This window comes from Nonomuraea sp. NPDC005730 (genome assembly GCF_040630865.1).
In the GTDB taxonomy this organism is placed as follows: domain Bacteria; phylum Actinomycetota; class Actinomycetes; order Streptosporangiales; family Streptosporangiaceae; genus Nonomuraea.
The window spans coordinates 51,486-70,807 of sequence record NZ_JBEXYK010000015.1 but is presented as its reverse complement, the minus strand read 5'-3'; the positions used below and the strand labels follow the sequence as shown (position 1 = coordinate 70,807).

General features: G+C 70.1%; 22 protein-coding genes. 8 read left to right on the top strand and 14 right to left on the bottom strand.

Going from position 1 to position 19,322, the window contains the following annotated elements:
* Window positions 1-49 precede the first annotated feature (49 nt).
* The 4 genes from ABZ444_RS20030 (at window position 50) to ABZ444_RS20015 (ending at window position 2,701) form a co-directional block, all read left to right on the top strand.
* Window positions 50-688 carry a GntR family transcriptional regulator gene (locus ABZ444_RS20030; RefSeq protein WP_357998752.1) on the top strand — a complete coding sequence of 213 codons (639 nt, stop codon included), beginning with the start codon at window positions 50-52 and terminating at the stop codon, window positions 686-688.
* A gap of 65 nt (window positions 689-753) precedes the next feature.
* Window positions 754-1,725 carry a pirin family protein gene (locus ABZ444_RS20025; RefSeq protein ID WP_357998749.1) on the top strand — a complete coding sequence of 324 codons (972 nt, stop codon included), beginning with the start codon at window positions 754-756 and terminating at the stop codon, window positions 1,723-1,725.
* A gap of 65 nt (window positions 1,726-1,790) precedes the next feature.
* Entirely contained in the window at window positions 1,791-2,339 is a 549-nt protein-coding gene (locus ABZ444_RS20020) for a MarR family transcriptional regulator (RefSeq protein ID WP_357998746.1), read from the top strand.
* The gene (locus ABZ444_RS20015) at window positions 2,336-2,701 is read left to right on the top strand and encodes a hypothetical protein (RefSeq protein ID WP_357998743.1); all 366 of its coding nucleotides are present in this window, start codon (window positions 2,336-2,338) and stop codon (window positions 2,699-2,701) included. Before ABZ444_RS20020 ends, ABZ444_RS20015 begins: the two co-directional genes overlap by 4 nt.
* On the opposite strand, the gene ABZ444_RS20010 is transcribed toward ABZ444_RS20015, so the two are convergent.
* The 6 genes from ABZ444_RS20010 to ngcE all read right to left on the bottom strand — a co-directional run bounded on the left by ABZ444_RS20010 (window position 2,694) and on the right by ngcE (window position 8,020).
* Window positions 2,694-3,020 carry a nuclear transport factor 2 family protein gene (locus tag ABZ444_RS20010; protein ID WP_357998740.1) on the bottom strand — a complete coding sequence of 109 codons (327 nt, stop codon included), beginning with the start codon at window positions 3,018-3,020 and terminating at the stop codon, window positions 2,694-2,696. The two genes, ABZ444_RS20015 and ABZ444_RS20010, sit on opposite strands and share 8 nt — an antisense overlap.
* Entirely contained in the window at window positions 3,017-4,087 is a 1,071-nt protein-coding gene (locus ABZ444_RS20005) for a low temperature requirement protein A (RefSeq protein WP_357998737.1), read from the bottom strand. Before ABZ444_RS20005 ends, ABZ444_RS20010 begins: the two co-directional genes overlap by 4 nt.
* A gap of 84 nt (window positions 4,088-4,171) precedes the next feature.
* Window positions 4,172-4,717 (bottom strand): superoxide dismutase family protein, encoded by a 546-nt coding sequence (locus tag ABZ444_RS20000; RefSeq protein ID WP_357998734.1) that lies wholly within the window; start codon window positions 4,715-4,717, stop codon window positions 4,172-4,174.
* 81 nt (window positions 4,718-4,798) lie between these two features.
* On the bottom strand, window positions 4,799-5,653 hold the full coding sequence (locus ABZ444_RS19995; RefSeq protein ID WP_352326101.1) for a carbohydrate ABC transporter permease: 855 nt from the start codon (window positions 5,651-5,653) through the stop codon (window positions 4,799-4,801).
* Window positions 5,653-6,570 (bottom strand): sugar ABC transporter permease, encoded by a 918-nt coding sequence (locus tag ABZ444_RS19990; RefSeq protein WP_352352001.1) that lies wholly within the window; start codon window positions 6,568-6,570, stop codon window positions 5,653-5,655. The genes ABZ444_RS19995 and ABZ444_RS19990 overlap by 1 nt, the downstream gene beginning before the upstream one ends.
* A 4-nt stretch (window positions 6,571-6,574) precedes the next feature.
* Window positions 6,575-8,020: an N-acetylglucosamine/diacetylchitobiose ABC transporter substrate-binding protein gene (ngcE, locus tag ABZ444_RS19985; RefSeq protein ID WP_357998729.1), complete on the bottom strand. Its 1,446-nt coding sequence runs from the start codon at window positions 8,018-8,020 to the stop codon at window positions 6,575-6,577.
* A gap of 154 nt (window positions 8,021-8,174) precedes the next feature.
* Here ngcE and ABZ444_RS19980 point away from each other — a divergent pair, with 154 nt between their 5' ends.
* Window positions 8,175-9,524, top strand: coding sequence for an alkyl sulfatase dimerization domain-containing protein (locus ABZ444_RS19980; protein WP_357998726.1), 1,350 nt, complete (start codon window positions 8,175-8,177; stop codon window positions 9,522-9,524).
* Window positions 9,525-9,665: 141 nt separating this feature from the next.
* Here ABZ444_RS19980 and ABZ444_RS19975 read toward each other — a convergent pair whose 3' ends face one another.
* From ABZ444_RS19975 to ABZ444_RS19965, 3 genes are all read right to left on the bottom strand, one after another.
* Window positions 9,666-10,124 (bottom strand): hypothetical protein, encoded by a 459-nt coding sequence (locus tag ABZ444_RS19975; RefSeq protein WP_357998723.1) that lies wholly within the window; start codon window positions 10,122-10,124, stop codon window positions 9,666-9,668.
* Window positions 10,125-10,343: 219 nt separating this feature from the next.
* Window positions 10,344-11,228, bottom strand: a complete 885-nt coding sequence (locus tag ABZ444_RS19970) for a hypothetical protein (RefSeq protein ID WP_357998720.1) — start codon at window positions 11,226-11,228, stop codon at window positions 10,344-10,346.
* A gap of 122 nt (window positions 11,229-11,350) precedes the next feature.
* On the bottom strand, window positions 11,351-11,893 hold the full coding sequence (locus ABZ444_RS19965) for an RNA polymerase sigma factor (protein ID WP_357998717.1): 543 nt from the start codon (window positions 11,891-11,893) through the stop codon (window positions 11,351-11,353).
* 92 nt (window positions 11,894-11,985) lie between these two features.
* Between ABZ444_RS19965 and ABZ444_RS19960 the strand changes: the two genes are divergently transcribed.
* The gene (locus ABZ444_RS19960) at window positions 11,986-12,429 is read left to right on the top strand and encodes an NUDIX domain-containing protein (protein WP_357998714.1); all 444 of its coding nucleotides are present in this window, start codon (window positions 11,986-11,988) and stop codon (window positions 12,427-12,429) included.
* A gap of 81 nt (window positions 12,430-12,510) precedes the next feature.
* On the opposite strand, the gene ABZ444_RS19955 is transcribed toward ABZ444_RS19960, so the two are convergent.
* The 4 genes from ABZ444_RS19955 to ABZ444_RS19940 form a co-directional block, all read right to left on the bottom strand.
* Window positions 12,511-12,819: a hypothetical protein gene (locus tag ABZ444_RS19955; RefSeq protein WP_357998711.1), complete on the bottom strand. Its 309-nt coding sequence runs from the start codon at window positions 12,817-12,819 to the stop codon at window positions 12,511-12,513.
* A 102-nt stretch (window positions 12,820-12,921) separates the two neighbouring features.
* Window positions 12,922-13,830, bottom strand: a complete 909-nt coding sequence (locus tag ABZ444_RS19950; RefSeq protein WP_357998708.1) for a hypothetical protein — start codon at window positions 13,828-13,830, stop codon at window positions 12,922-12,924.
* Window positions 13,831-14,241: 411 nt separating this feature from the next.
* On the bottom strand, window positions 14,242-15,456 hold the full coding sequence (locus ABZ444_RS19945; RefSeq protein ID WP_357998705.1) for an aminotransferase class III-fold pyridoxal phosphate-dependent enzyme: 1,215 nt from the start codon (window positions 15,454-15,456) through the stop codon (window positions 14,242-14,244).
* A complete protein-coding gene (locus ABZ444_RS19940; protein ID WP_357998702.1) occupies window positions 15,453-16,373 on the bottom strand; it encodes a carbohydrate kinase family protein in 921 nt (306 codons plus the stop codon). Before ABZ444_RS19940 ends, ABZ444_RS19945 begins: the two co-directional genes overlap by 4 nt.
* A gap of 71 nt (window positions 16,374-16,444) precedes the next feature.
* Between ABZ444_RS19940 and ABZ444_RS19935 the strand changes: the two genes are divergently transcribed.
* The gene (locus ABZ444_RS19935; RefSeq protein ID WP_357998699.1) at window positions 16,445-17,029 is read left to right on the top strand and encodes a TetR/AcrR family transcriptional regulator; all 585 of its coding nucleotides are present in this window, start codon (window positions 16,445-16,447) and stop codon (window positions 17,027-17,029) included.
* A 50-nt stretch (window positions 17,030-17,079) separates the two neighbouring features.
* Window positions 17,080-17,718: a class II aldolase/adducin family protein gene (locus ABZ444_RS19930; RefSeq protein ID WP_357998696.1), complete on the top strand. Its 639-nt coding sequence runs from the start codon at window positions 17,080-17,082 to the stop codon at window positions 17,716-17,718.
* A gap of 23 nt (window positions 17,719-17,741) precedes the next feature.
* Here the strand turns inward: ABZ444_RS19930 and ABZ444_RS19925 are convergent, their stop codons facing one another.
* Entirely contained in the window at window positions 17,742-19,310 is a 1,569-nt protein-coding gene (locus ABZ444_RS19925) for a DUF885 domain-containing protein (RefSeq protein WP_357998693.1), read from the bottom strand.
* Between the last annotated feature and the right edge of the window lie 12 nt (window positions 19,311-19,322).

The following is a 19,322-nucleotide window of genomic DNA, read 5'->3' as shown; positions in this document are numbered from 1 at the left end:
TCACGTCAAGGGTTAAGATTCGGTTGTCCTGAACGAGAGGGAGTCCCCCATGCCGATCGAGCGGCGACCGTTGCGCGAGCAGATCAGGGAAGAGCTGCTGAGCCGGCTCGACCGAGGCGACTTCGCCGCCGGCACCGACATCAACGAGGCCTCCCTCGCCGCCGACCTGGGCGTCAGCCGCACCCCCTTGCGCGAGGCGCTGATCACGCTGGCGGGCGAGGGCGTGCTGGAGAGCACCCAGGGGCGCGGCTTCCGGTTCGCCCCGGTGAGCCGGCGCGAGTTCCGCGAGCTGTGCGAGATCGTGGCCGCCCTGGAGTCGCTGGCCCTCGACTGCTCCGACCCGGCCCACCTGCACTCGATCGCCCCCGACCTGCTCAAGCTGGCCCAGGACTTCCCCGACGACGTGGCCGAGCAGCAGGTCATCGAACGCCACGACGACGAGTGGCACGACCTGCTGCTGAGCGGCTGCCGCAACGAGCGGCTGCTCGACCTCATCACCAGCGTCAAGGCCGGAATGCGCCGCTACGCGCACCTGATCGCCGGCGACGACGCGCCCCTGGAGCGCGAGGCCGCCGAGCACCGCCGCATCGCCGAGTTCCTGCTGGCCGACGAGCCGGCCAAGGCCGTCCAGGCGCTGCGCGACAACTGGATCAACGGCATGGAACGGATGATGTCCCGCATCCCGTGACCCGATGGAATAGTTGAAATCTCAACTTGGTTGCATGGGGCAGATCCCGCTGGAAGGAGCGCGACATGCCCGCCGTTACCGTTGAGAACCCGCTCACCCTCCCCCGCGTGCCCGCGCCCGTGGCGGGGGTCCCCGAGCGGAAGGTGCTCGCCGTCGAGACCGCGCCCAGCGGGTTCGAGGGCGAGGGCTTCCCCGTGCGCCGCGCCCTGGCGGCGATCAAGCTCGAATACCTCGACCCGTTCGTGATGATGGACCAGATGGGCGAGATCGACTACGCCGCCGGCGAGCCCAAGGGCACGCCCTGGCACCCGCACCGCGGCTTCGAGACCGTCACGTACATGATCGACGGCGTCATGGAGCACCTCGACTCCAACGGCGGCGGCGGCACGATCACCAACGGCGACACCCAGTGGATGACGGCCGCGTCCGGCATCCTGCACAAGGAGGCGCCGCCGGAGTGGCTCGTGCAGAAGGGCGGCCTGTTCCACGGCATCCAGCTCTGGGTCAACCTGCCGGGCGCCAAGAAGATGATCGCGCCGAAGTACCAGGACATCGGGCGCTCCAGCGTCGCGCTGCTGAGCAGCCACGACGGCGGCGCGCTGGTCCGGCTGATCGCCGGCGAGCTGGCCGGGAACACCGGTCCGGGCAGCACGCAGACGCCGATCACGCTGCTGCACGCCACCATCACCCCGGGCGCGCGGCTGATGCTGCCCTGGCGCAAGGACTACAACGCCCTGGTGTACGCCCTCTCCGGCCGCGGCACGGTCGGCGCCGAGCGGCGTCCGCTGCACGGCGGCCAGCTCGCGGTCTTCGACGGCTTCGGCAACCGGCCGGGCCTGACCACCGTGGGCGAGACCGTCACGATCGAGGCCAAGGACCCGCTCGACGTGATCGTGCTGGGCGGCGAGCCGATCGGTGAGCCGGTGGTCCACCACGGCCCGTTCGTCATGAACACCCGCGCCGAGCTGGTCCAGGCGTTCGAGGACTTCCAGGCGGGCCGCCTCGGCACGATCCCGGCCGAGCACGCCCACTCCTGACCGTCCCTCCCATGAAGGCCCGTGCGTTCCGCACGGGCCTTCACGTTTTCTGGTAGACATTCATTGTGAAGGACGTACATAAATTTGACCAAGAGCCGGACGGCTCCCTCTTCGACCCGCGGGCCAGGGCGGCCATGAGCGAGTTCGTCGGCGGCGGCGACACCGCGCCCTTCGAGGCGGCCGCCGCCGTGCGGACGGCGTACCAGGCGGTCGAGCGCATGCGGGCGCACGGCAGCGAGGGCCGCGGGCTCAGCTCGGGCGCGATGGACGTCCTGCTGCGCCTCGGCGCGGCGGGCGCCGGCGACGGCATCAGCATCGGCGACCTGGCCCAGGCCGCCGGGGTCAGCTCGCGCAACGTCACCGGCCTGGTGGACACCCTGGAGCGCGACGGCCTGGCGCGGCGGGTCCAGGACAGCCGCGACCGGCGCTCGGTGCTGGCCGTGATCACCGACGAGGGCCGGGCGTGGATCGAGGCGTTCCGCACGCCGTCCCGGATGGCGATGCGGGCGATGTTCCAGGGCTTCTCGGCCGCGGACCTGACCGCGCTGCGGCACCTGTGCCTGCGGCTGGCCGACAACCAGCAGCGGCTCTCGGCGCACCTGGAGGGGCGATGACGGGCACCCGCGAGGTGGTCAGGGCCTACCACGAGGCCAGGCTCCGCGGCGACGTGCCGGCCGCGGCGGCGTTGATCGGCGAGGGCTTCTCGTTCCGCAGCCCGTTCGTCTCCTCCGCCGACGCCGCCGGTCACCTGGCCGGCATCGAGGCCCTGGTGAGCGTGGTGACCGGCGTCGACCTGATCAGCGAGCTGTACGGCGAGTCGGAGGCGACCCTCGTCTACGACCTGCACACCGCCACACCGGCCGGCACGCAGCGCACGGCCGAGCACTTCAAACTCGGCCCGGACGGGAGGATCCGGACCATCATCTTGATCTTCGACGCCGCGCCCTGGCAGCCGATGGCGGCTGCGATCAGGTGAGCGGCAGGGCGGCGGCGGTCTGGCGCCAGATCCTGCCGTCCCTGACGACCAGCGTCCCGAACGTGGTGACCCGGTTCCCGCCGACGGTCATGACCGCGTTGTAGAAGATCACGTCGTCCTCGATGCGCAGCGACGTGATCTCCTCCACCCGCGGCCCGGCCGCCAGGTAGGCGGTGAACAGCTCGCGGATCTCGGCGGCGCCCCTGGCCGCCCGGTCGAACCGGACGACCACCGCCTCGTCGTGGTACTGGGCGAGCAGCGCCGCCAGGTCCCCGTCGGCGATGGCGGCGAGCTGGCGGTCGAACACTTCCTGGGTCACGATGTGCCTTCCGGGGAGGGGCGCAGCAGGTCATGGCCCACCTGCGCGGCGCCGTACAACAGCAGGAGCGGGAGCGCCGCCGCGACGGGCAGCGCGGAGGAGGCGAGGGCGAGCACGGCGGCGGCCAGCCGGACGGCCCCCGCCCGGCGGTCGGCCGAGCACAGGTGCTGAAGGCCGAGCACGGCGAAGACCAGGGCGGCCGGCACCCCGACGGCCCAGCTCGCCCCCGACGGGTGCATGATCGCGTGCTCGATCCCGATGCCGAACGCCACCAGGCCCATCGACAGCGGCAGGTGCGAGTACACCCAAACCTGCCCGGCCAGCTTGGTCCGCAGCACGACGGACTCGTCGACATGGTCGAAGTACAACCACCAGAAGGCCATCGCGATGGCCACCCCGGCCAGCGCGACCAGCAGCACGGACGGGGTGACCTCGTGCCCCTTGAGCCCGGTGACCACGGCGGCGACCACCTCGCCGAGCACGATCACGACGAACAGCCCGAACCGCTCCGGCAGGTGCTCGCTCTGCGGCGGGAGCCGGCTCTGGTGGCCGCGGCTGAGCAGCGGGGTGGCCAGGTCGATCACCAGCGCCACGGCCCACATCGCGTACCGCTGCGGCGGATCGACGGCGAGAGAGGCCAGCCAGATGACCGCGGCGACGGTGAACCCGGCCGCGTACCGCACGGTCAGCGGCCTGGCCTCGGGGACGTGTCGGCCGGCTCTGAGGTAGGCGACGACCAGCAGGATCCGGGCCGCGGCGTAGGAGATCGCGAACAGGGCCGAGCGTTGCTGGATGTCGCTGACACTGGCCGCCATCGTGGCCACCGCGAGGATCTGCGGCAGCGCGAGCAGACGGTGGCTGACGTCGTCGGTGTCGAACCGGTTGGCGTAGAAGACGTAACCCGCCCAGGACCACCAGACCGGGACGAACAGGCCGACGTAGGTGAGGACGCGACCGGCGTCGGCCCCACCGGCGAGCACGTCGGCCAGCTCGGCGACCGCGACGACGAAGACGAGGTCGTAGAGTAGCTCCAGCCAGGTGGCCCGGCGGTGCACCTGCTCGAACAACCGTAAACGGGGCGGCTGCCACTGGCGGCTAGTCAACGCGGGACCTCCACAATATGTAATTGTGTAATTATGCACGCCTTTCGGCTAGTGCAGCGTCAGGCAGGCCACCCGAGGGCCCGCCTCGCCCGCGTGGGCGCCGCTCTTCTTCGTGGCCCTGGCATGGATGACCAGCGACTTCGGCAGGGCGGCGGGGTCGAGGCTCCAGGCATGACGGGCCGTCGAACGACCCGCGCCCGACCCGTCGGTGGTGACGTCGAGCCAGATCTCGCTGGCCGGGTCGGCGTGGCCGGGGTTGTGCTGGTAGTGGCCGCCCGCGTCGTCGGGATCGGCGCCGCAGGGCGCGGTGTGCAGGTGGGCACCGTAGTGATGGCGGGGCAGGAAGCCCTCCACGACCAGCGAGGTGCGGGTCGCGCCGCCGGTGGACTCGGCCGTGAGGCTGGCCTGCGCGCCCTCGGGGGCCAGGCGGCGGTCGTAGGCGATCGCCGCGGTGTCGCCGGAGGTGAACTCACCGCCGCCGCTCAGCTCCGGCACGCCCGGCGGGCTCGGCTTGGCGACCTCCTGCAGCGGCGCCGGCGGCCCGGCGCAGGCGGCGGCCGTGAACAGGACGAGCAGGAGTGCGGGCACGCGCATGAGGGACCCTCCGGGTCTGCTGGCGGAAGGCCCCTCACTCTAACGAGTAGCCGCATGGCTACACGCCGTGTTCGGCGAAACTCACTTCAGCGCCCCCGAGCTGAGCCCGGACTGGATCTGCCGCTGGAAGATGATGTAGACGACCATCACCGGCAGGATCGTCATGCTCAGGGCGGCGAACAGGCCCGGCCAGTCCGCCTCGTAGCCGGCCCTGGTGGAGATCCTGGCGATGCCGAGCGTGAGCGGCCACTTGTCCGGCGCGCCGCCCATGAGCGCCAGGGGCAGCAGGTACTGGTTCCACTGCCCCAGGACGTTGAAGATCGTGATGCTGACCAGGCCGGGCTTGGCCATCGGCACCATGATCTGGAAGAACGTCCTGGTGTGCGAGGCGCCGTCGATCAGCGCCGCCTCGGCGACCGCCTCGGGCAGGGTTCGGAAGAACGCGGCCAGGAAGAAGATCGTGAAGGGCAGCGAGTACGCGATGTAGACGATGATCAGGCCGATGTGCGAGTCGAGCAGCCCGAACTGCTTGACGACGAAGAACAGCGGCCCGAGCGCCAGGAAGATGGGGAAGGCGAGCCCGGCGACGAAGTAGTAGTAGATCAGCTTGCCGCCGAGGAACTTGTAGCGAGCCAGCACGTACGCCGCCATCGAGCCGAACAACATCGTGCCCGCCGTGCCGAAGAACACCACGATGACCGTGTTGAGCATGTACTGCCCGACGTGCGCCTTGTCCCAGGCCCGGCCCCAGGCGTCCAGCCGCAGCGCCCCGGGGAGCTGGAGCGGGTCGCCGAAGATCTCGGTGTTGCTCTTGAACGAGGCCAGGAACGTCCACAACAGCGGCAGGATGATCAGCAGGGCCCAGACGGCCAGGGCGACATGGGAGAGCCCGCTCAGCACGCCGGGCCGCGGCCTGCCCGCTCCACGTGAAGCCATCAGAGCTCAACCCTTTCACGCCTGGTCGTGCGGAGCGTCAGCACGGCGAACGTCACGGTCAGGAAGAACAGCACCACGCCCATCGCCGAGGCGTAGCCGACCTTGTGGTAGTCGAAGGCGGTCTTGTAGATGGTGATGGGCAGGATGGTGGTGGCGCCGTCGGGCTCGCCCCGGTCGCCCGCCAGCACCTGGATCAGCGCGAAGCCGTCGAAGGCGGCGATCCCCAGGTAGATCCAGCCGACCTGGAGGGTGTCGCGCAGCAACGGCAGCGTGATGGAGAAGAACAGCCGCACGCGGCCGGCCCCGTCGATCGAGGCGGCCTCGAAGTAGTCCTTGGGGATGGCGGCCATGCCCGCGGAGAACAGCACCACGTAGAAGCCGACCGCCTGCCAGACCATCACCGCGATGATCGACCAGAGCGCGAGGCCCGGCTCGGTGAGCCAGCCGATCGGCTCGGACAGCCCGAGCCTGGCCAGCGTGCCGTTGATCACACCGTCCTCGTCGGGACGGTAGATGGCCTGGAACAGCACGCCGACCACGGCCACGGCGAGAACCTGGGGGAAGAAGAACACCACCCGGTAGAAATTCGACCCCCACACCCCGCGCATTCCCGCGCCGCGGGTGCCGCCGCCGAGATTCAGCAGGAACGACAGGAACAACGCGATGACGATCGTCAGGAGCGGCAGCACCAGCAGGAGAATTCCGTGGTTGCGCAGGGCCTGCCAGAAATTGTCGTCCTCGAACAACCGGCCGAAATTGTCCAGCCCCACGTATCGGACGACCGAGCTGACGCCGTTCCAGCTCGTCAGCGAGAGCTGGAAAGCCTGCACATATGGGCTGATCACGAAGACCGTGTAAAGCGTGACCGGGACGGCCAGGAACCCGATGACGAATCCGTACTTGCGCAACCGCTCCATGTGCTCAGGCGCTCCGCGTCTGCTTGGTGACGGAGTCGTCCTTCTTGACGTCGTCGGCCTTCTTCTGCATGCGCGCGCAGAACTCGTCGGGGGTGATACGGCCGGCCATCAGGACGTTGGTCTGCTCCCAGCCGTAGTCGAACAGCTCCTTGTACCAGCCCTCGAACCGGGCGTCGGTGATGATGCTCTCGCCGGCCGCCTGCTGCGCCTTGGCGGCGCTGACCAGGCCGGGCGGGAACTCGGAGCTGTCGGCGGCGCCGGTCACCACCGTGAGGTTGTTGGTCTTCTTGGTGAAGCCCGCCGCGCCCTCCTTCGACAACATGATCCGCAGGTACTCCAGGCCGCCCTGCGGGTTCTTGCCCTTCGCCGCGACGACGAAGTTCTCGCCCACGCCGACCTGGATCGCGCCGTACGGCATCTTGTCGGAGGCGGTGACGTCGGGGATGGGGGCCAGGGCGTACTCGAAGTCGAGCGGGATGTCCTTGGTCATCTCGTTCTCGAGCCAGGAGCCGCACGGGTAGAACAGCACCTTGTTCTGGAGCTGCTTGACCTGGGTCTGGGTGTGGTCGAGGCCCAGGTACGCCTTGTCGCCGTACTTCTGCTGGATGTCCAGCCAGGCGGTGACCGCCTGCTTGACCGCCTCGCTCTTCCAGGCGTTGTCGACGAGGTTGTCGATGTCGATGATGACCTGGTTGCCGCCGATCTTGGCGGCCGTGTAGAGGACGTTCCAGAGCTGGTAGTACGGGCCCTTCTTGCCGGGATAGGCGAAGAGCGCGATGCCTTCCTTCTTGGCCGCCTCGCCGAGCGCGGTGAACTCGGCCCACGTCTTCGGCACGCTCCAGCCCTTGGAGGCGAACAGCTTGGCGTTGTACCACAGCGCCCGGTGGGAGACGGTGTAGTTGAGCACCAGGTCCTTGCCGTCGAGCTTGCCGTTCTGCAGCACGAGGGGCGTGATCGTGTCGCGGACCTTCTTGGACGGGTCGTCGAAGGAGGGCGCGTCGTAGAGCGGGGTCAGGTCGAGCAGGTGGCCCTCGGTGGCCAGCGCCGCCAGGTCGAGCGCCTCGGGGCCGGAGTTGTTGATCACGTCGGGCATGTCGTTGCCGACGATGCGCGGCCGGAGCTGGGTGCCGATCTGCTGGGTGGCGGTGTGCTTGACCGTGACGCCGGCGTGGGCCTTCTTGTACAGCTCTTCGTGCAGGTCCTTGGCGTAGGAGTCGCCGTAGCCGCCGCTGAAGATGACCACTTCGAGCGGCTTCTTGACGTCGACGCCGAAGGGGTTCTTGGGGTCCGCCGACGCCGCGATCGACGTGGCGGGCGCCGCCGAGGGCTGGTCGCCGCCCCCGCTGGTCGCGCAGGCGCTCAGCAGGCTCGCGCCGGGCCCGGCCACGAGCGCGGTCAGGCCGATGCGGCGGAGCAGCTGACGCCGAGTGATCTCGCCCGGGTGGGTCATGGGGGCTCCCGAAGAGGATTCAGTTAGGAAAGTTTCCTAAACGTTTGCCCGAACGTACGAACGCCCGCCGACACGCGTCAAGGGGGCGCAATCGAGACGTGACCTTGCCGTGATCCCTTGCCTAGAACGACGTTCTAGAAGCAGGGTGGGTCACATGATTATCGAGTACGCGGACCGGGTGTGGCGCGGCGAGTCTGACGACAGCATCGTGGACACCGGCATGGAGGGCAAGGGCGTCCAGACCGTGACGGAAGGTGTGGGCTGGTGGGCGGGGTTCGGCAACGCCATCGCCTTCGAGACCGAGGGCGAGTTGCTGCTCTTCGACACCGGCGGGCCGTGGGCCGCCGCCCGCCTGCACGAGGACGTCCGCCGCTGGTCCCGGGCGCCGCTGACCACCGCGTTCTACTCCCACGGGCACATCGACCACGTCTTCGGCACGGGACCGTTCGAGGAGCCGGGCCCCCGGGCCACGGTTTACGCCCATCAGGCGGTGGTCGAGCGGTTCGACCGCTACGGGCTGACAAATGGTTACAACACGGTGATCAACCAGCGGCAGTTCCAGAACACCCGCCTGCGCTGGCCCACCGACTACCGGCGGCCCGACGTCACCTACACCGACGCGCTGACCGTACGGCGCGGCGGGCTGACCTTCGACCTGCTGCACGCCAAGGGCGAGACCGACGACGCCACCATCGGCTACGTGCGCGAACACCGGCTGCTGCTGCCCGGCGACCTGTTCATCTGGGTGACCCCCAACTGCGGCAACCCCCAGAAGGTGCAGCGCTACCCGCGCGAATGGGTGCACGCGCTGCGCCGGATGGCGGCCCTCGACGCCGAGATCATGCTGCCGAGCCACGGCGCGCCCGTCTTCGGCGCCGACCGGGTGCGGCAGGCGCTGCTGGAGACGGCCGAATGGCTGGAGTCGATCATCACGCAGACGCTCGACCTGCTCAACGCGGGCGCCAGGCTCGACGAGATCGTGCATTCGGTGAAACCTTCCGAGCGCCATTCCGACCGGCCCTATCTGCGGGCCCGCTATGACGAACCAGAATTCGTCGTACGCAATCTCTGGCGCCTTTACGGCGGCTGGTACGACGGCAATCCGGCCAATCTCAAACCGGCCCCGGAAGCGGTGCTGGCCAAATCCGTGGCGGAACTCGCGGGCGGGCCGCACGCGCTCGCCGACGCGGCGCTCAAAGCCCTTTCCGAGGGCGACGAGCGGCTCGCCGGACATCTCGCGGAAATGGCCGCACTGGCGGCTCCTGACGATGCGGGTGTGCATCGGGTCAGAGCCCAGGTTTTCGCCGCGCGGGCGGCCGGTGAACAGTCATTGATGGCGAAGGGCATTTCACCTGGGCCGCCGCGGAATCCTCGGCCCGGACGGGCGGGGAGACCCCGGCACCCCTCGAAGGCGCCTAGTACTCCAGTGACACATCGCGATCGTGGTGGGGTTCTGCGCCGGCAGTGGCGGTGTCATCAGTACTGGGTGGCTGGGCGGCGATGACCGTCCAGCCGTCAGGATCTACGCTGCGGCCACCGCACGATCTTCGGCTGTCCTCACGGACTCCGAATGATCACGCGATGGCCGCCTCCATGCGTCTCCCAACGCCTCAAGATCACCCCTCAGGGTGGCGGGCGGAGCGCGTCACGGGCACTTCGCGCGCATCGTGGGGCTCCAGCCGTTGTGGACGACGTACTTGCTTCCCGCGTAGTAGCTGACCTGGCCCTGCAGGCGGTAGGTGAAGGTGTCCCCCCGCTTGCAGCCCTTGTACAAGGTCTTCTTGCCGGCGCCGTACCAGGAGGCGCTGGAGATGTTCTGCCAGCCCCACCAGCGCTTGCGCTGAAGCATGATCTTGACGCGCTGGTTGCTGGAGCAGCCTATCGCCCAGCCCGTCGCGGCCACGTGTCCCTTGCGCATCTCCGGACGGTACACACGCACCTCACGGCAGGACATCGTCGTCGGGCCGGCCGCCGCGGCGGCCGTGGTGACGGTGGTGAGGGAGGTCTGGGCGCCGGTCTGGACGGAGGCCTGCGCGGGGGCGCCCGCGGTCAGAGCCGCGGCGGCGACCGCCGCACCGAGGACCATCGCGTTGAGCGTTCGCATCGGGTTCTCCTTGGTGCTCGTCGTACTGGACACCGCGAAGGTAGCCAGGCCGATGTTGAGAACCTGTGGAGCGCCTGTTGAGCGAACGATCTGCCGGGTGTACTCCAGCGACACATCGCGATCATGGTGGGGATCTGCGCTGGTAGCGGCAGTGTCGGACGCTGGACGCGCCCCAGGCCGGTGCCGGGGTTCGCGGACTCAGGGACGGGCCCAGCATTTCTATGGCCGGTCGGCCCGCGGAAGGGAGTCCTTGGGGACGTCGGCGGGAGCCACGGCGTCCACCCTGACCGTGTCCGAGGCGACCTTGATCACGCTGTCGACGATCCAGTCGTCCTTGACGTGCTCCGCGGCCACGTCGTAACCGCTGCCGCTGCCGTCGGGGTTCGACCACATCACCACGTACTCGATCTTCAGGCCGCGTCGCGACAGCTCGGCCCTGGCGTGCGAGACGGGCTTGCCCACGACCTTGACGCCGGCCACACCGTCGGCGGCCAAACCCGCCGTGCTCGGCGCCATCGCGGCATACCGCTCGCCGGGCTCGGCCGGGCGGCCGATCTCGAAGATGACCTTGCCCTTGTACCCGGTCGGCATGGAGATCGTGCCGCACCAGACCGACGCGCAACTCTCGACGCTGCGGACGGTCACGCCGGTCCCCGGCGGGAAGTCCCCTGGGGTGGCGGGGCCGAACAGCATGCCCGCGTACTCGGGCGCGACCGGGATCTTCTTCACCGTGGCGTCCAGGCCGACGGCCCTGAACGCCTCGGTGTAGGCCGCCGCCTCCGCCTCGGGATCGGTGATGACGACGTCGATGAAGTCGTCGCCGGTCTTGACGGTGACGGCGGCGTTGGCGTACTCGGTGACCGGGCCGAAGATCGGCAGCGTGACGGCGAGCACGGCGGCCAGCCCGGCCACCACCGCCCCCAGCAGGAACACCTTGCGCGGCGCCCTGCGGCGCCGGCGCGCGACAGGCCCGCGCTCCTCGGCGGTGATCGGCTCGGACGTGATCGACTCCATGAGCGCCCGCGCCCCCGCGCCGGACGCCTGCCCGGCGGGCACCCCCGCCAGTTCCTCGTCGCGCACCCGGGCGAGATCGGCGATGTTCACAACGAGCTCCTTCCGGCGCCTGCGCGCGGGATCGGCCATGTTCACAACGGATTCCCTGTCACGCCCGCGCGCAGGATTCCCAAGGGACTCCCTGTCGCGCCCGCTCGCGGGATCGGGGATGTTCACAACGGGCTCCCTTCGAGGGCGACGGCCTGCGTGTGCTCGACCCCGGCCTCGGCCAGGCGGCGGGCGAAGCGCCGGCGGGCCCGGTACAGGCGGACCCGTACGGCGTTGCGGGTGATGCCGAGGGTGGTGGCGATCTGGCCGGTGTCCAGCTTCTCCCAGGCGACCAGGGTGAGCAGCTCGCGGTCGTCGCCGGAGAGCGTCCCGAACGCCCGGGCCAGCGGCGACAGATCCTCGACGGACGGCCCGGCGACCACGGGCGCGGCGGCCAGTTCCGCGCGTAACGCCTCGGTGCGCCGCTCGTGGCGGCGCTCGCCGCGCCGGTGGTTGGCCAGCACCTTCCTGGCCACGCCGTACAGCCAGAGCCGGGCCTCCTCCCCGCTCGGCACCTCCTCGATGCGCCGCCACGCGATCATGAACGTCTCGGCCACGACGTCGGCCGCGTCGTCGGGGTCGGGGCAGCGGCGCAGCGCGTAACCGAGCAGGGGTCTGTAGGAGAGTGCGTAGATCTCCTCGAACCGGCTCTCGGGATCGGCTCCCATCCGGTCTCCTTACGTGAGCGTCAACAACACTCACCCCATGTCCGGATTTTTGGCAGCATTACAGCTCTTGGCGGGAGGAGTCGGTTTTGACGGTGAATCGCATCGTAGGCGTCGGCGTGCTGCTCACGGACCCGGACGGGCGCGTGCTGCTCGGCGAGCGGGTGAAGGCGGGCGAGCCCTTGTCGTGGTGCCTGCCCGGCGGGGCGGTGGAGCCCGGCGAGACCTTCGAGGCGACGGCCGTCCGCGAACTGGCCGAGGAGACCGGCATCCGCGACGCCGGGCCGCCGGTCGTCACCGGCGTGGCCTTGGACCACCCGGAGGGAGCCGTACGGGTGACGGCGGCGGTCACCATGCTCCGGGGCGCCGACGCTCCGGCGGTGACCGAGCCGCACGTCTTCCGCTCATGGCAGTGGTTCCCGTACGACGGGCTGCCGTCCCCGTTGTTCCCGGCGACCGCCCTCGTCCTGGCCGTCCCGGCCTCCGGCTCCCGCAACGGGCTCTACAGGATCACGTCGCCGCCCGTCGTCCAGCCGTGATCCCGGTCGTCAGGAGAAGACCTGCGGCTCAACCAGCAGACGGATCGTCAGAACCCGGACCGAGTGCACCTGCGCACGCGGCTACGGACGTTGCCCGTCCCACTCGTCGAACACGTCACGGGCGGACCGAACACTGCTCCCACGCAGAGCCCAGCGCTTGAGCAGGTCGACGTCGGTACAGGCATTGATCCGCGCGCGAACATCCTCGGGAACATCGACCCCACGCGCCTCCAACGCATACAGCACGAATTCCCGCCCGGTTTCGGCAGCGGCCTCCGCACGGCCTTCCTCGATCCCTTCCGCACGGCCTTCTTCGAGCCCTTCCGCACGACCTCGGCCGAAGTGCTGACGGGCGAAGGGGCTGTAGACCGGCCAATTGGTAGACATCATGATCTCTTCCGTGAACGCCCGAACCGCAAGAACCGCTGACCAGCAGCGTGGTCGCCGAATCCTCGACGACCACGCCCACCGGAGACCTCGCCGCCAACCGCGCTACCCGTCCGAGTCCTCGAACACGTCACGTGCGGACTGAACACTGCTCGCCCGCAGAGCCCAGCGCTTGAGCAGGTCGACGTCGGTACAGGCATTGATCCGTGCGCGAACGTCCTCGGGAACGTCGACCCCACGCGCGTTCAGCGCATACAGCACGAATTCCCGCCCGATTTCCGGGGCGGCTTCCGCACGACCCTCCTGAACTCCTTCCGCACGGCCCTTCCGGACCCCTTCCGCGCGGCCCACCTGGATCCCTTCTGTACGGCCTCGGCCGAAGTGCTCGTGGGCGAAGGGGCTGTAGACCGGCCAGTCGTTGGACCTCATGATCTCCTCCAAGATGCGCCCGATCTCAGGCACGGACATGCCGTGTGCGTATTCATAATACTTCGGAGCGTGATCGAGGGTGGTCACCGTCAGGGCCGCCGCGAACGCCTCCAGCACCTTGCGCTCGCGTCCGTGGATCATGACGGACATGACCGCGAGTTCCAGGTGGGCGGCGGCCTCACGAGGGTCGGTGATGGCCGGCACGTCACCCGGACCAAGCACGTGTGCCTGCAGGCGGTAGCCGGTCAGCCCGGAGTCGATCGGCTGGGAGTAGTAGGCGGCGGCGGCTCGATCAGGGCACACCACCAGGACCGTCACGTCGCAGCGGAGCATCAGCCATTGCGCGGCGGCGTACCGGGCCAGTTGCCGGGGGTCTTTGGACTTGTCCTGTTGGATCTCCACGATGACGGCATGCGCCGGGCTCTGTGGCGGGCCGAGCACGATGCCGAGATCCGGTTCGATGTCGTCGGAGGGCCGGGTGTTGAACAACCGGTCCTCCTGCCGCACCAGCGGAGTAGAAGGCAGTTGCACGCCCATGAGGTCGCGGAGGATCTCCACCGCCAGTTGGGGGCGGTCGGCGAACATCTGCCTGAGGGCGTCATGTCGAGGGGACGGCATGACACTTATTGTCACACGGCGAGCGCGTAGCGTGACCACGGACTCTGGAGGGGATCGCGGCCTCGTTCGTCCAGGTCCCAAGTGGTCCCACCACTGGGTGCGCCTCGACGGGATCCCAACAGAAGGCCAGACGGTCTGGGGCGTCGAAGGGGCACCCGCGTCGGGGCGCCCCGGGCCTACTGGTCAGCGGACAAGCGAACGGGCCCGCGGGAGATCGATGACGCCGTTCCGGGCCCAGGAGCAATGCACGCACCCGGCAACCGACCAACGGGCGGGCCTCCCTCGGGCGCCGAAGGCGCCGACCGGGTGGGAACCAGCAGGCCCACCCGGTAACCAGGCAACGGGTGGCCCAACCCCAGATGCCGACCGGCCAAACGGTCAGGCGAAGTGGGTGCGGGTTTCGGTGAAGGCCTGGTCGGTGGCCTCCAGGGCGCGGGCCACGTCCTCCTCCGTCAGGGCCGCCGACATGAACCAGTTGTGCCACGGGTGCAGGTACACCCCGTGCCGCAGGCAGGCGTCGCTCCAGTACAGGGCCGTGGACAGGTCGGCGTCGCCGTCGAAGCTGAGCCACGGGATGGTCACCGGGCCGGTCTGGTTCACGACGAAGCCGTGGGACTTGGCCTGGGCGTACAGGCCCTCCCTGAGCTGGGCGCCGGCGCGTTCCATGGTGGCGATGCCGTCCGTGTCGCGCAGGGTCTCGATGGTGGCCTTGGCGGCGGCCATCGCCACGGCCGAGAACCAGAACGAGCCGGTCGTGTAGAGGGTCTGGGCGGCGCCGCGCAGGGCGTCGGTGCCGGTGACGGCGGCGATCGGATAGCCGTTGGCCATGGCCTTGGACCAGGCGGTCAGGTCGGGACGCACCCCGTACGGCTCCCACGACCCCCGCAGGTCGATCCGGAACCCGGCCCGCACGTCGTCGATCACCAGGGCCGCCCCGATCCGGTCGGCCAGGGCGCGGGCGCCGCGCGCGAAGGCGGGCTCGACCAGCTCCTGGTCCTCGAAGGAGTCGTGCTTGAAGGGGGTGCAGATGATCGCCGCGACGTCGCCCTCGACGGTGGCGGCGGCGGCCTCCAGGGACTCCAGCGAGTTGTAGATGAACTCGACCAGGTCGGCGCGCTCGTTCGGGGTGGTGCCGGCGGTGGAGGGCGTGCACCAGGGGTCGGCGCCATGGTAGGCGCCGTGCGCCATCAGCACCTTCGTGCGCCCGGTGGCGGCGCGGGCGACCATGAGCGCCTGGGTGGTGGCGTCGGTGCCGTTCTTGGAGAACATCGCCCAGTCGGCGCTCGGCACGGTGTCGACCAGCAGCTCGGCCAGCTCCACCATGACCGGTCCAGGGCCGTTGAGGCAGTCGCCGAGCGCGAGCTGCCGGGCGGCGGCCTCCTCCACGCGCGGGTGCCGGTGCCCGAGCACGACCGGTCCCCAGCTGCACATGAGGTCGATGTACTCGCGCCCGTCCACGTCCCATTGGCGGCAGCCCTCGCCGCGCTGGAAGAACTGGGGGTAGCCGGGGGCGAAGATGGCCGCGTTGAGGTGCCCGTACATGCCGCCGGGGACGACCTTCAGCGCGCGCTCGCGGAGTTCGGCGTCAGTCATGCGAGAGTCCTTAGGGTGGATTCCAGGTCGGTGAGGCCGGCGTCGGAGCCGAGCCCGGTGGCCACGCGGGCCGCCGCGGCGGTGCCCCAGCGGGCGGCCTCGACAACGTCGCGGCCGTGCAGCAGGCCGGTCAGGAATCCGGCGCAGTACGCGTCGCCGCACCCGGTCGTGTCGGCGACCTCCGTCTCCAGCGCCGGCACCCGCTCGGGCCCGCGGCCGGAGGTCAGCACGAGGCTGCCGGCCGCGCCGAGGGTGACGAGCACGCCCTTGGGGCCGTCGGCGAGCAGGGTCGCGGCGGCGGTGGCCACGTCGGGGTCGCCGGTCATGAGCAGGGCCTGCGACTCGTTGGGCAGCACGTAGTCCACGTGGGGCAGGAACGCGCGGGCCATCGCCAGCAGGTCGGGCAGCTCCGACAGCAGGTCCATCGTGACGATCGTGCCGGCCGCGCGCACCTCGTCGAGCAGGGCGAAGAAGGCGGGGTCGCCCAGGCCGAAGGTGACGTCCATGCCGCCCAGGTGGATCGCCCGGGCGCGGCGCAGCACGTCGGGGTCCAGGTCGGCGAGGGTGACGCCGAGGTTGGCGCCGGGCACGTGGAAGCTGGGCCGGCCGCCGTCGGGGCGGATGGGCAGGATCGAGGCGGCGGTCTGCTCGCCGGCCCTGCGGACCAGGCGGGAGGCGTCCACGCCGCGCTTGGCGAGGACGGCCACCAGGAAGTCGCCGAGCTCGTCGTCCCCGATCGCGCCCATGGTGATCACGTCGTTGCCGAGTTTGACCAGGTCCACGGCCGTTCCGGCGGCGGCGCCGGCGGCGGTGAGGCGGATCTGCTCGACGAGTACGGTGTCCTGGCCCTCGGGGATGTGCTCGACGGGCCTGGCGAGGATGTCGACGATGTGCACGCCGACAGTGGCGACGGTCATGGTCTAAATAGACAGACGTCCGAATAAAAAGTCAATATGGTGGGAGTCGCCGCGAGAAGAGGGGGATCCCGATGCCGAAGATCGTCGATCATGATGAGCGCAGGGCCGAGGTCCTGTCGGCGGCCCGCAGGGTGATCGTCAGGGACGGCATCGACGCCGCCACCACCAGGGCCATCGCCAAGGAGGCCGGCTACTCCAACGGCGTGCTCGCGCACTACTTCGCCGACAAGGACGAGATCCTGCTGTCGGCGCTGAGCCAGTCGCACCAGCGCATCAGGGAGCGGCTGACGCGCAAGGTCGAGGGCGTCACGGGCCTGGCCGCCCTGCGCGAGCTGCTGCTGGACAACCTGCCGCTGGACGCCGAGCGCACCCAGGAGAGCCGGCTGGAGGTCAGCTTCTGGAGCCGCAGCCTGGCCTCGGACCGGCTGGCGGAGGTCCAGCGCGCCGAGGCCGACGAGTTGCGCGCCGCCGTACGGGAGCTGCTCGGCCAGGCCCGCGCGGCCGGCGAGGTGCGCGCGGACGGCAGCCTCGACGACCTCGCCGAACACCTGCTCGCCCTGGTCGACGGCCTCAGCCTGCACCTGCTCCTCTACCCGGGCCGGCTCACCCGCGTCGACCTCGAACGGCTCATGCTCCAGGCACTCGACCGCCTGTGACAATGGGAAGCGCTGGAAGTATTTCGGACGACCGACTACTGTGCCGACCCATGAGCCTCCGCGAGCAGTTGTGCGAGTACGGCAGGCGCGCCGCCGAGCTGGGCCTGGTCATCGGCACCTCGGGAAACCTGAGCGTGCGCCGGGGCGACCAGGTGGCGGTCACCCCGTCCGGCGTGGCGCTCGACCGGCTGACCCCGGAGGCGTGCCCGATCGTGGACCTGGAGGGTCACCTGGTCGAGGGCGAGCTGCAGCCGTCGTCGGAGACCCCCATGCACCTGGCCGTCTACCAGGCGACGGGCACTCAGGCGATCGTGCACACGCACTCGGTGTTCGGGACGGTCGTGGCCACGACGATGACCGAGCTGCCGCCGGTCCACTACAACGCGCTGCTGCTGGGCGGCGTGGTCAAGGTGGCCGAGTACGCCACCTACGGCACGCCGGAGCTGGCCGCCAACGTGCGGGCGGCGCTCGCGGGCAAGCAGGCCGCCCTGATGGCCAACCACGGCGGGGTGACCATCGGGGCGACGCTGGAGCAGGCGTTCGAGGCCACCCGCCTGCTGGAGTGGCTGTGCGAGGTCTACGTGCGCGGGCTGGCCGTGGGCAGGCCGACGGTCCTGACCGACGAGCAGCTCGCCGCCGTCGTGGACCGCGCGGCCAACCCTCCGGCGTTCCCGCGCCGGCCGGGCTGACCCGGGGAGCGCGATCGGGCCGGTCAGGCCAGCGCGGCCTGTTCGGCCAGGCCCAGCGGCAGGCCGCCGGAGCCGGCGATCCGGTCGTGGAACTCACGCAGCGACCCGGTGAACGACTCCCGGATGCGGTCGATCTCGATGGCCCCCGTCAGGTACGACGGCGCCTGCGTGGGCCAGGCGCAGTAGCGGTTCACCTCGCCCCGGGCGGTGCCCGGCGACAGCGACGCCTTGGTGGCCATGAACGTCTCGGCCTCCTCGATCGACATGTCCTCGCAGTGCAGCGCGGTGTCCACGATGATCCGGGCGGCGCGGAAGAGGCGGAAGTCCAGGTGGGCCAGCTCGGTGGCGGGGGTGTCGAAGTAGCCCTGCTCGTGCAGCACCTTCTCGACGTACAGGGCCCAGCCCTCGGTGAAGTACGGCGTCCTGAAGACCTTGCGCACGGTACGCGGGTTGTCCGCCATGTACGACAAGTGCCAGTGATGCCCGGGATATGCCTCGTGCACGGCGATCGAGGGCATCTGGGCGCGCGCGTTGGTCCGCAGGCGCTGGCGTACCTGCTCCTCGGTGAAGTCGTCCGGGGTGTAGGGGACGAAGAAGATGCCCGTGCGCGAGCTGCTGAGCGGCGGCGGCGCCAGGTAGTGGGCGACGTACAGCACCGGACGGGCGTACTCGGCCGACGGCAGGACCTCGCACTCCTCACCCTCGGGGAAGGTGACCAGCCCGCGCTCGCGGACGAACTCGCGGGCCCGCCGGGTCTCGGCCTCGTACTCGGCTCGCATGTCCGCCAGGGTCGGCGGGTGGTCGTCCATGAGGGACTCCATCGCGGCCCGCCAGTCCTCGGTGCCGTTCATGCCGAGGGCGACCCGGCGCATCCGGGCGTCCAGGTCGGCCCAGGCGGCCCGGCCCTTCTGGTGCAGCTCGGCGGCGCCGTACGTGAGCATCTCGCGCTCGCGCAGCAGGGTGGAGTAGAGCTTCTCCCCCATCCGCCAGGTGCCGCCGCACTGGAAGCCTTCGAGGAAGGACACCAGCGCGTCGAACGCGTCGGCGGCGGGTTCGGCGGCCCCGGCCAGCCTGGCGCGCAGCGCCTCGTCGCCGACCATCGCGGGGAGCGTGCGGGTGAGGAAGTTGCGGCCCGTACGGGCCTGGTTGAGCCCGCGCGTGACCAGCAGCGGCGCGGCGAGGTCGGGGTCCAGGTTGGCCTGGCAGGCGGCCAGTACGCCGGGCACCTCGGCCAGGCGGGAGACGGCGGCGGCGACCAGTTCGGCCTCCGGCTTGAGCCGCTGCTGGAAGGCGTTGAACAGCGACCCGAAGACGGCCGAGAGGTAGAGGCCGGGGTTGCGCCGCCACTCGGGCCAGGATTCGAGCGCGACCGAGCCCCTCAGCTGGGACAGGACCAGGTCTCTGTCGATGGCGTCGTCGAGGGAGTCGGCCGGGGTGTCGGAGAGGCGTTCGATCCAGCGGACCTCTTCCCGGGCTCTGTTCTCCCAGGCGGAGGCGGTGAAATCGCCGAGGGTGTGGTCGTAGCCGTCGGCTCCCAATTGGCTGGCGACGACTGGACGGTCGGAAAAGTACCAGTTGAGAAACTCGTCCACCTACGCACCATA

What these genes read in the sequence shown, in the direction of transcription:
- ABZ444_RS20030 (WP_357998752.1), top strand. Translation starts at nt 50, where the DNA reads ATGCCGATCGAGCGGCGACCGTTGCGCGAGCAGATCAGGGAAGAGCTG.
- ABZ444_RS20025 (WP_357998749.1), top strand. Translation starts at nt 754, where the DNA reads ATGCCCGCCGTTACCGTTGAGAACCCGCTCACCCTCCCCCGCGTGCCC.
- ABZ444_RS20015 (WP_357998743.1), top strand. Translation starts at nt 2,336, where the DNA reads ATGACGGGCACCCGCGAGGTGGTCAGGGCCTACCACGAGGCCAGGCTC.
- ABZ444_RS20000 (WP_357998734.1), bottom strand. Translation starts at nt 4,717, where the DNA reads ATGCGCGTGCCCGCACTCCTGCTCGTCCTGTTCACGGCCGCCGCCTGC.
- ABZ444_RS19995 (WP_352326101.1), bottom strand. Translation starts at nt 5,653, where the DNA reads ATGGCTTCACGTGGAGCGGGCAGGCCGCGGCCCGGCGTGCTGAGCGGG.
- ABZ444_RS19990 (WP_352352001.1), bottom strand. Translation starts at nt 6,570, where the DNA reads ATGGAGCGGTTGCGCAAGTACGGATTCGTCATCGGGTTCCTGGCCGTC.
- ngcE (WP_357998729.1), bottom strand. Translation starts at nt 8,020, where the DNA reads ATGACCCACCCGGGCGAGATCACTCGGCGTCAGCTGCTCCGCCGCATC.
- ABZ444_RS19980 (WP_357998726.1), top strand. Translation starts at nt 8,175, where the DNA reads ATGATTATCGAGTACGCGGACCGGGTGTGGCGCGGCGAGTCTGACGAC.
- ABZ444_RS19975 (WP_357998723.1), bottom strand. Translation starts at nt 10,124, where the DNA reads ATGCGAACGCTCAACGCGATGGTCCTCGGTGCGGCGGTCGCCGCCGCG.
- ABZ444_RS19965 (WP_357998717.1), bottom strand. Translation starts at nt 11,893, where the DNA reads ATGGGAGCCGATCCCGAGAGCCGGTTCGAGGAGATCTACGCACTCTCC.
- ABZ444_RS19955 (WP_357998711.1), bottom strand. Translation starts at nt 12,819, where the DNA reads ATGATGTCTACCAATTGGCCGGTCTACAGCCCCTTCGCCCGTCAGCAC.
- ABZ444_RS19950 (WP_357998708.1), bottom strand. Translation starts at nt 13,830, where the DNA reads ATGTTCGCCGACCGCCCCCAACTGGCGGTGGAGATCCTCCGCGACCTC.
- ABZ444_RS19945 (WP_357998705.1), bottom strand. Translation starts at nt 15,456, where the DNA reads ATGACTGACGCCGAACTCCGCGAGCGCGCGCTGAAGGTCGTCCCCGGC.
- ABZ444_RS19940 (WP_357998702.1), bottom strand. Translation starts at nt 16,373, where the DNA reads ATGACCGTCGCCACTGTCGGCGTGCACATCGTCGACATCCTCGCCAGG.
- ABZ444_RS19935 (WP_357998699.1), top strand. Translation starts at nt 16,445, where the DNA reads ATGCCGAAGATCGTCGATCATGATGAGCGCAGGGCCGAGGTCCTGTCG.
- ABZ444_RS19930 (WP_357998696.1), top strand. Translation starts at nt 17,080, where the DNA reads ATGAGCCTCCGCGAGCAGTTGTGCGAGTACGGCAGGCGCGCCGCCGAG.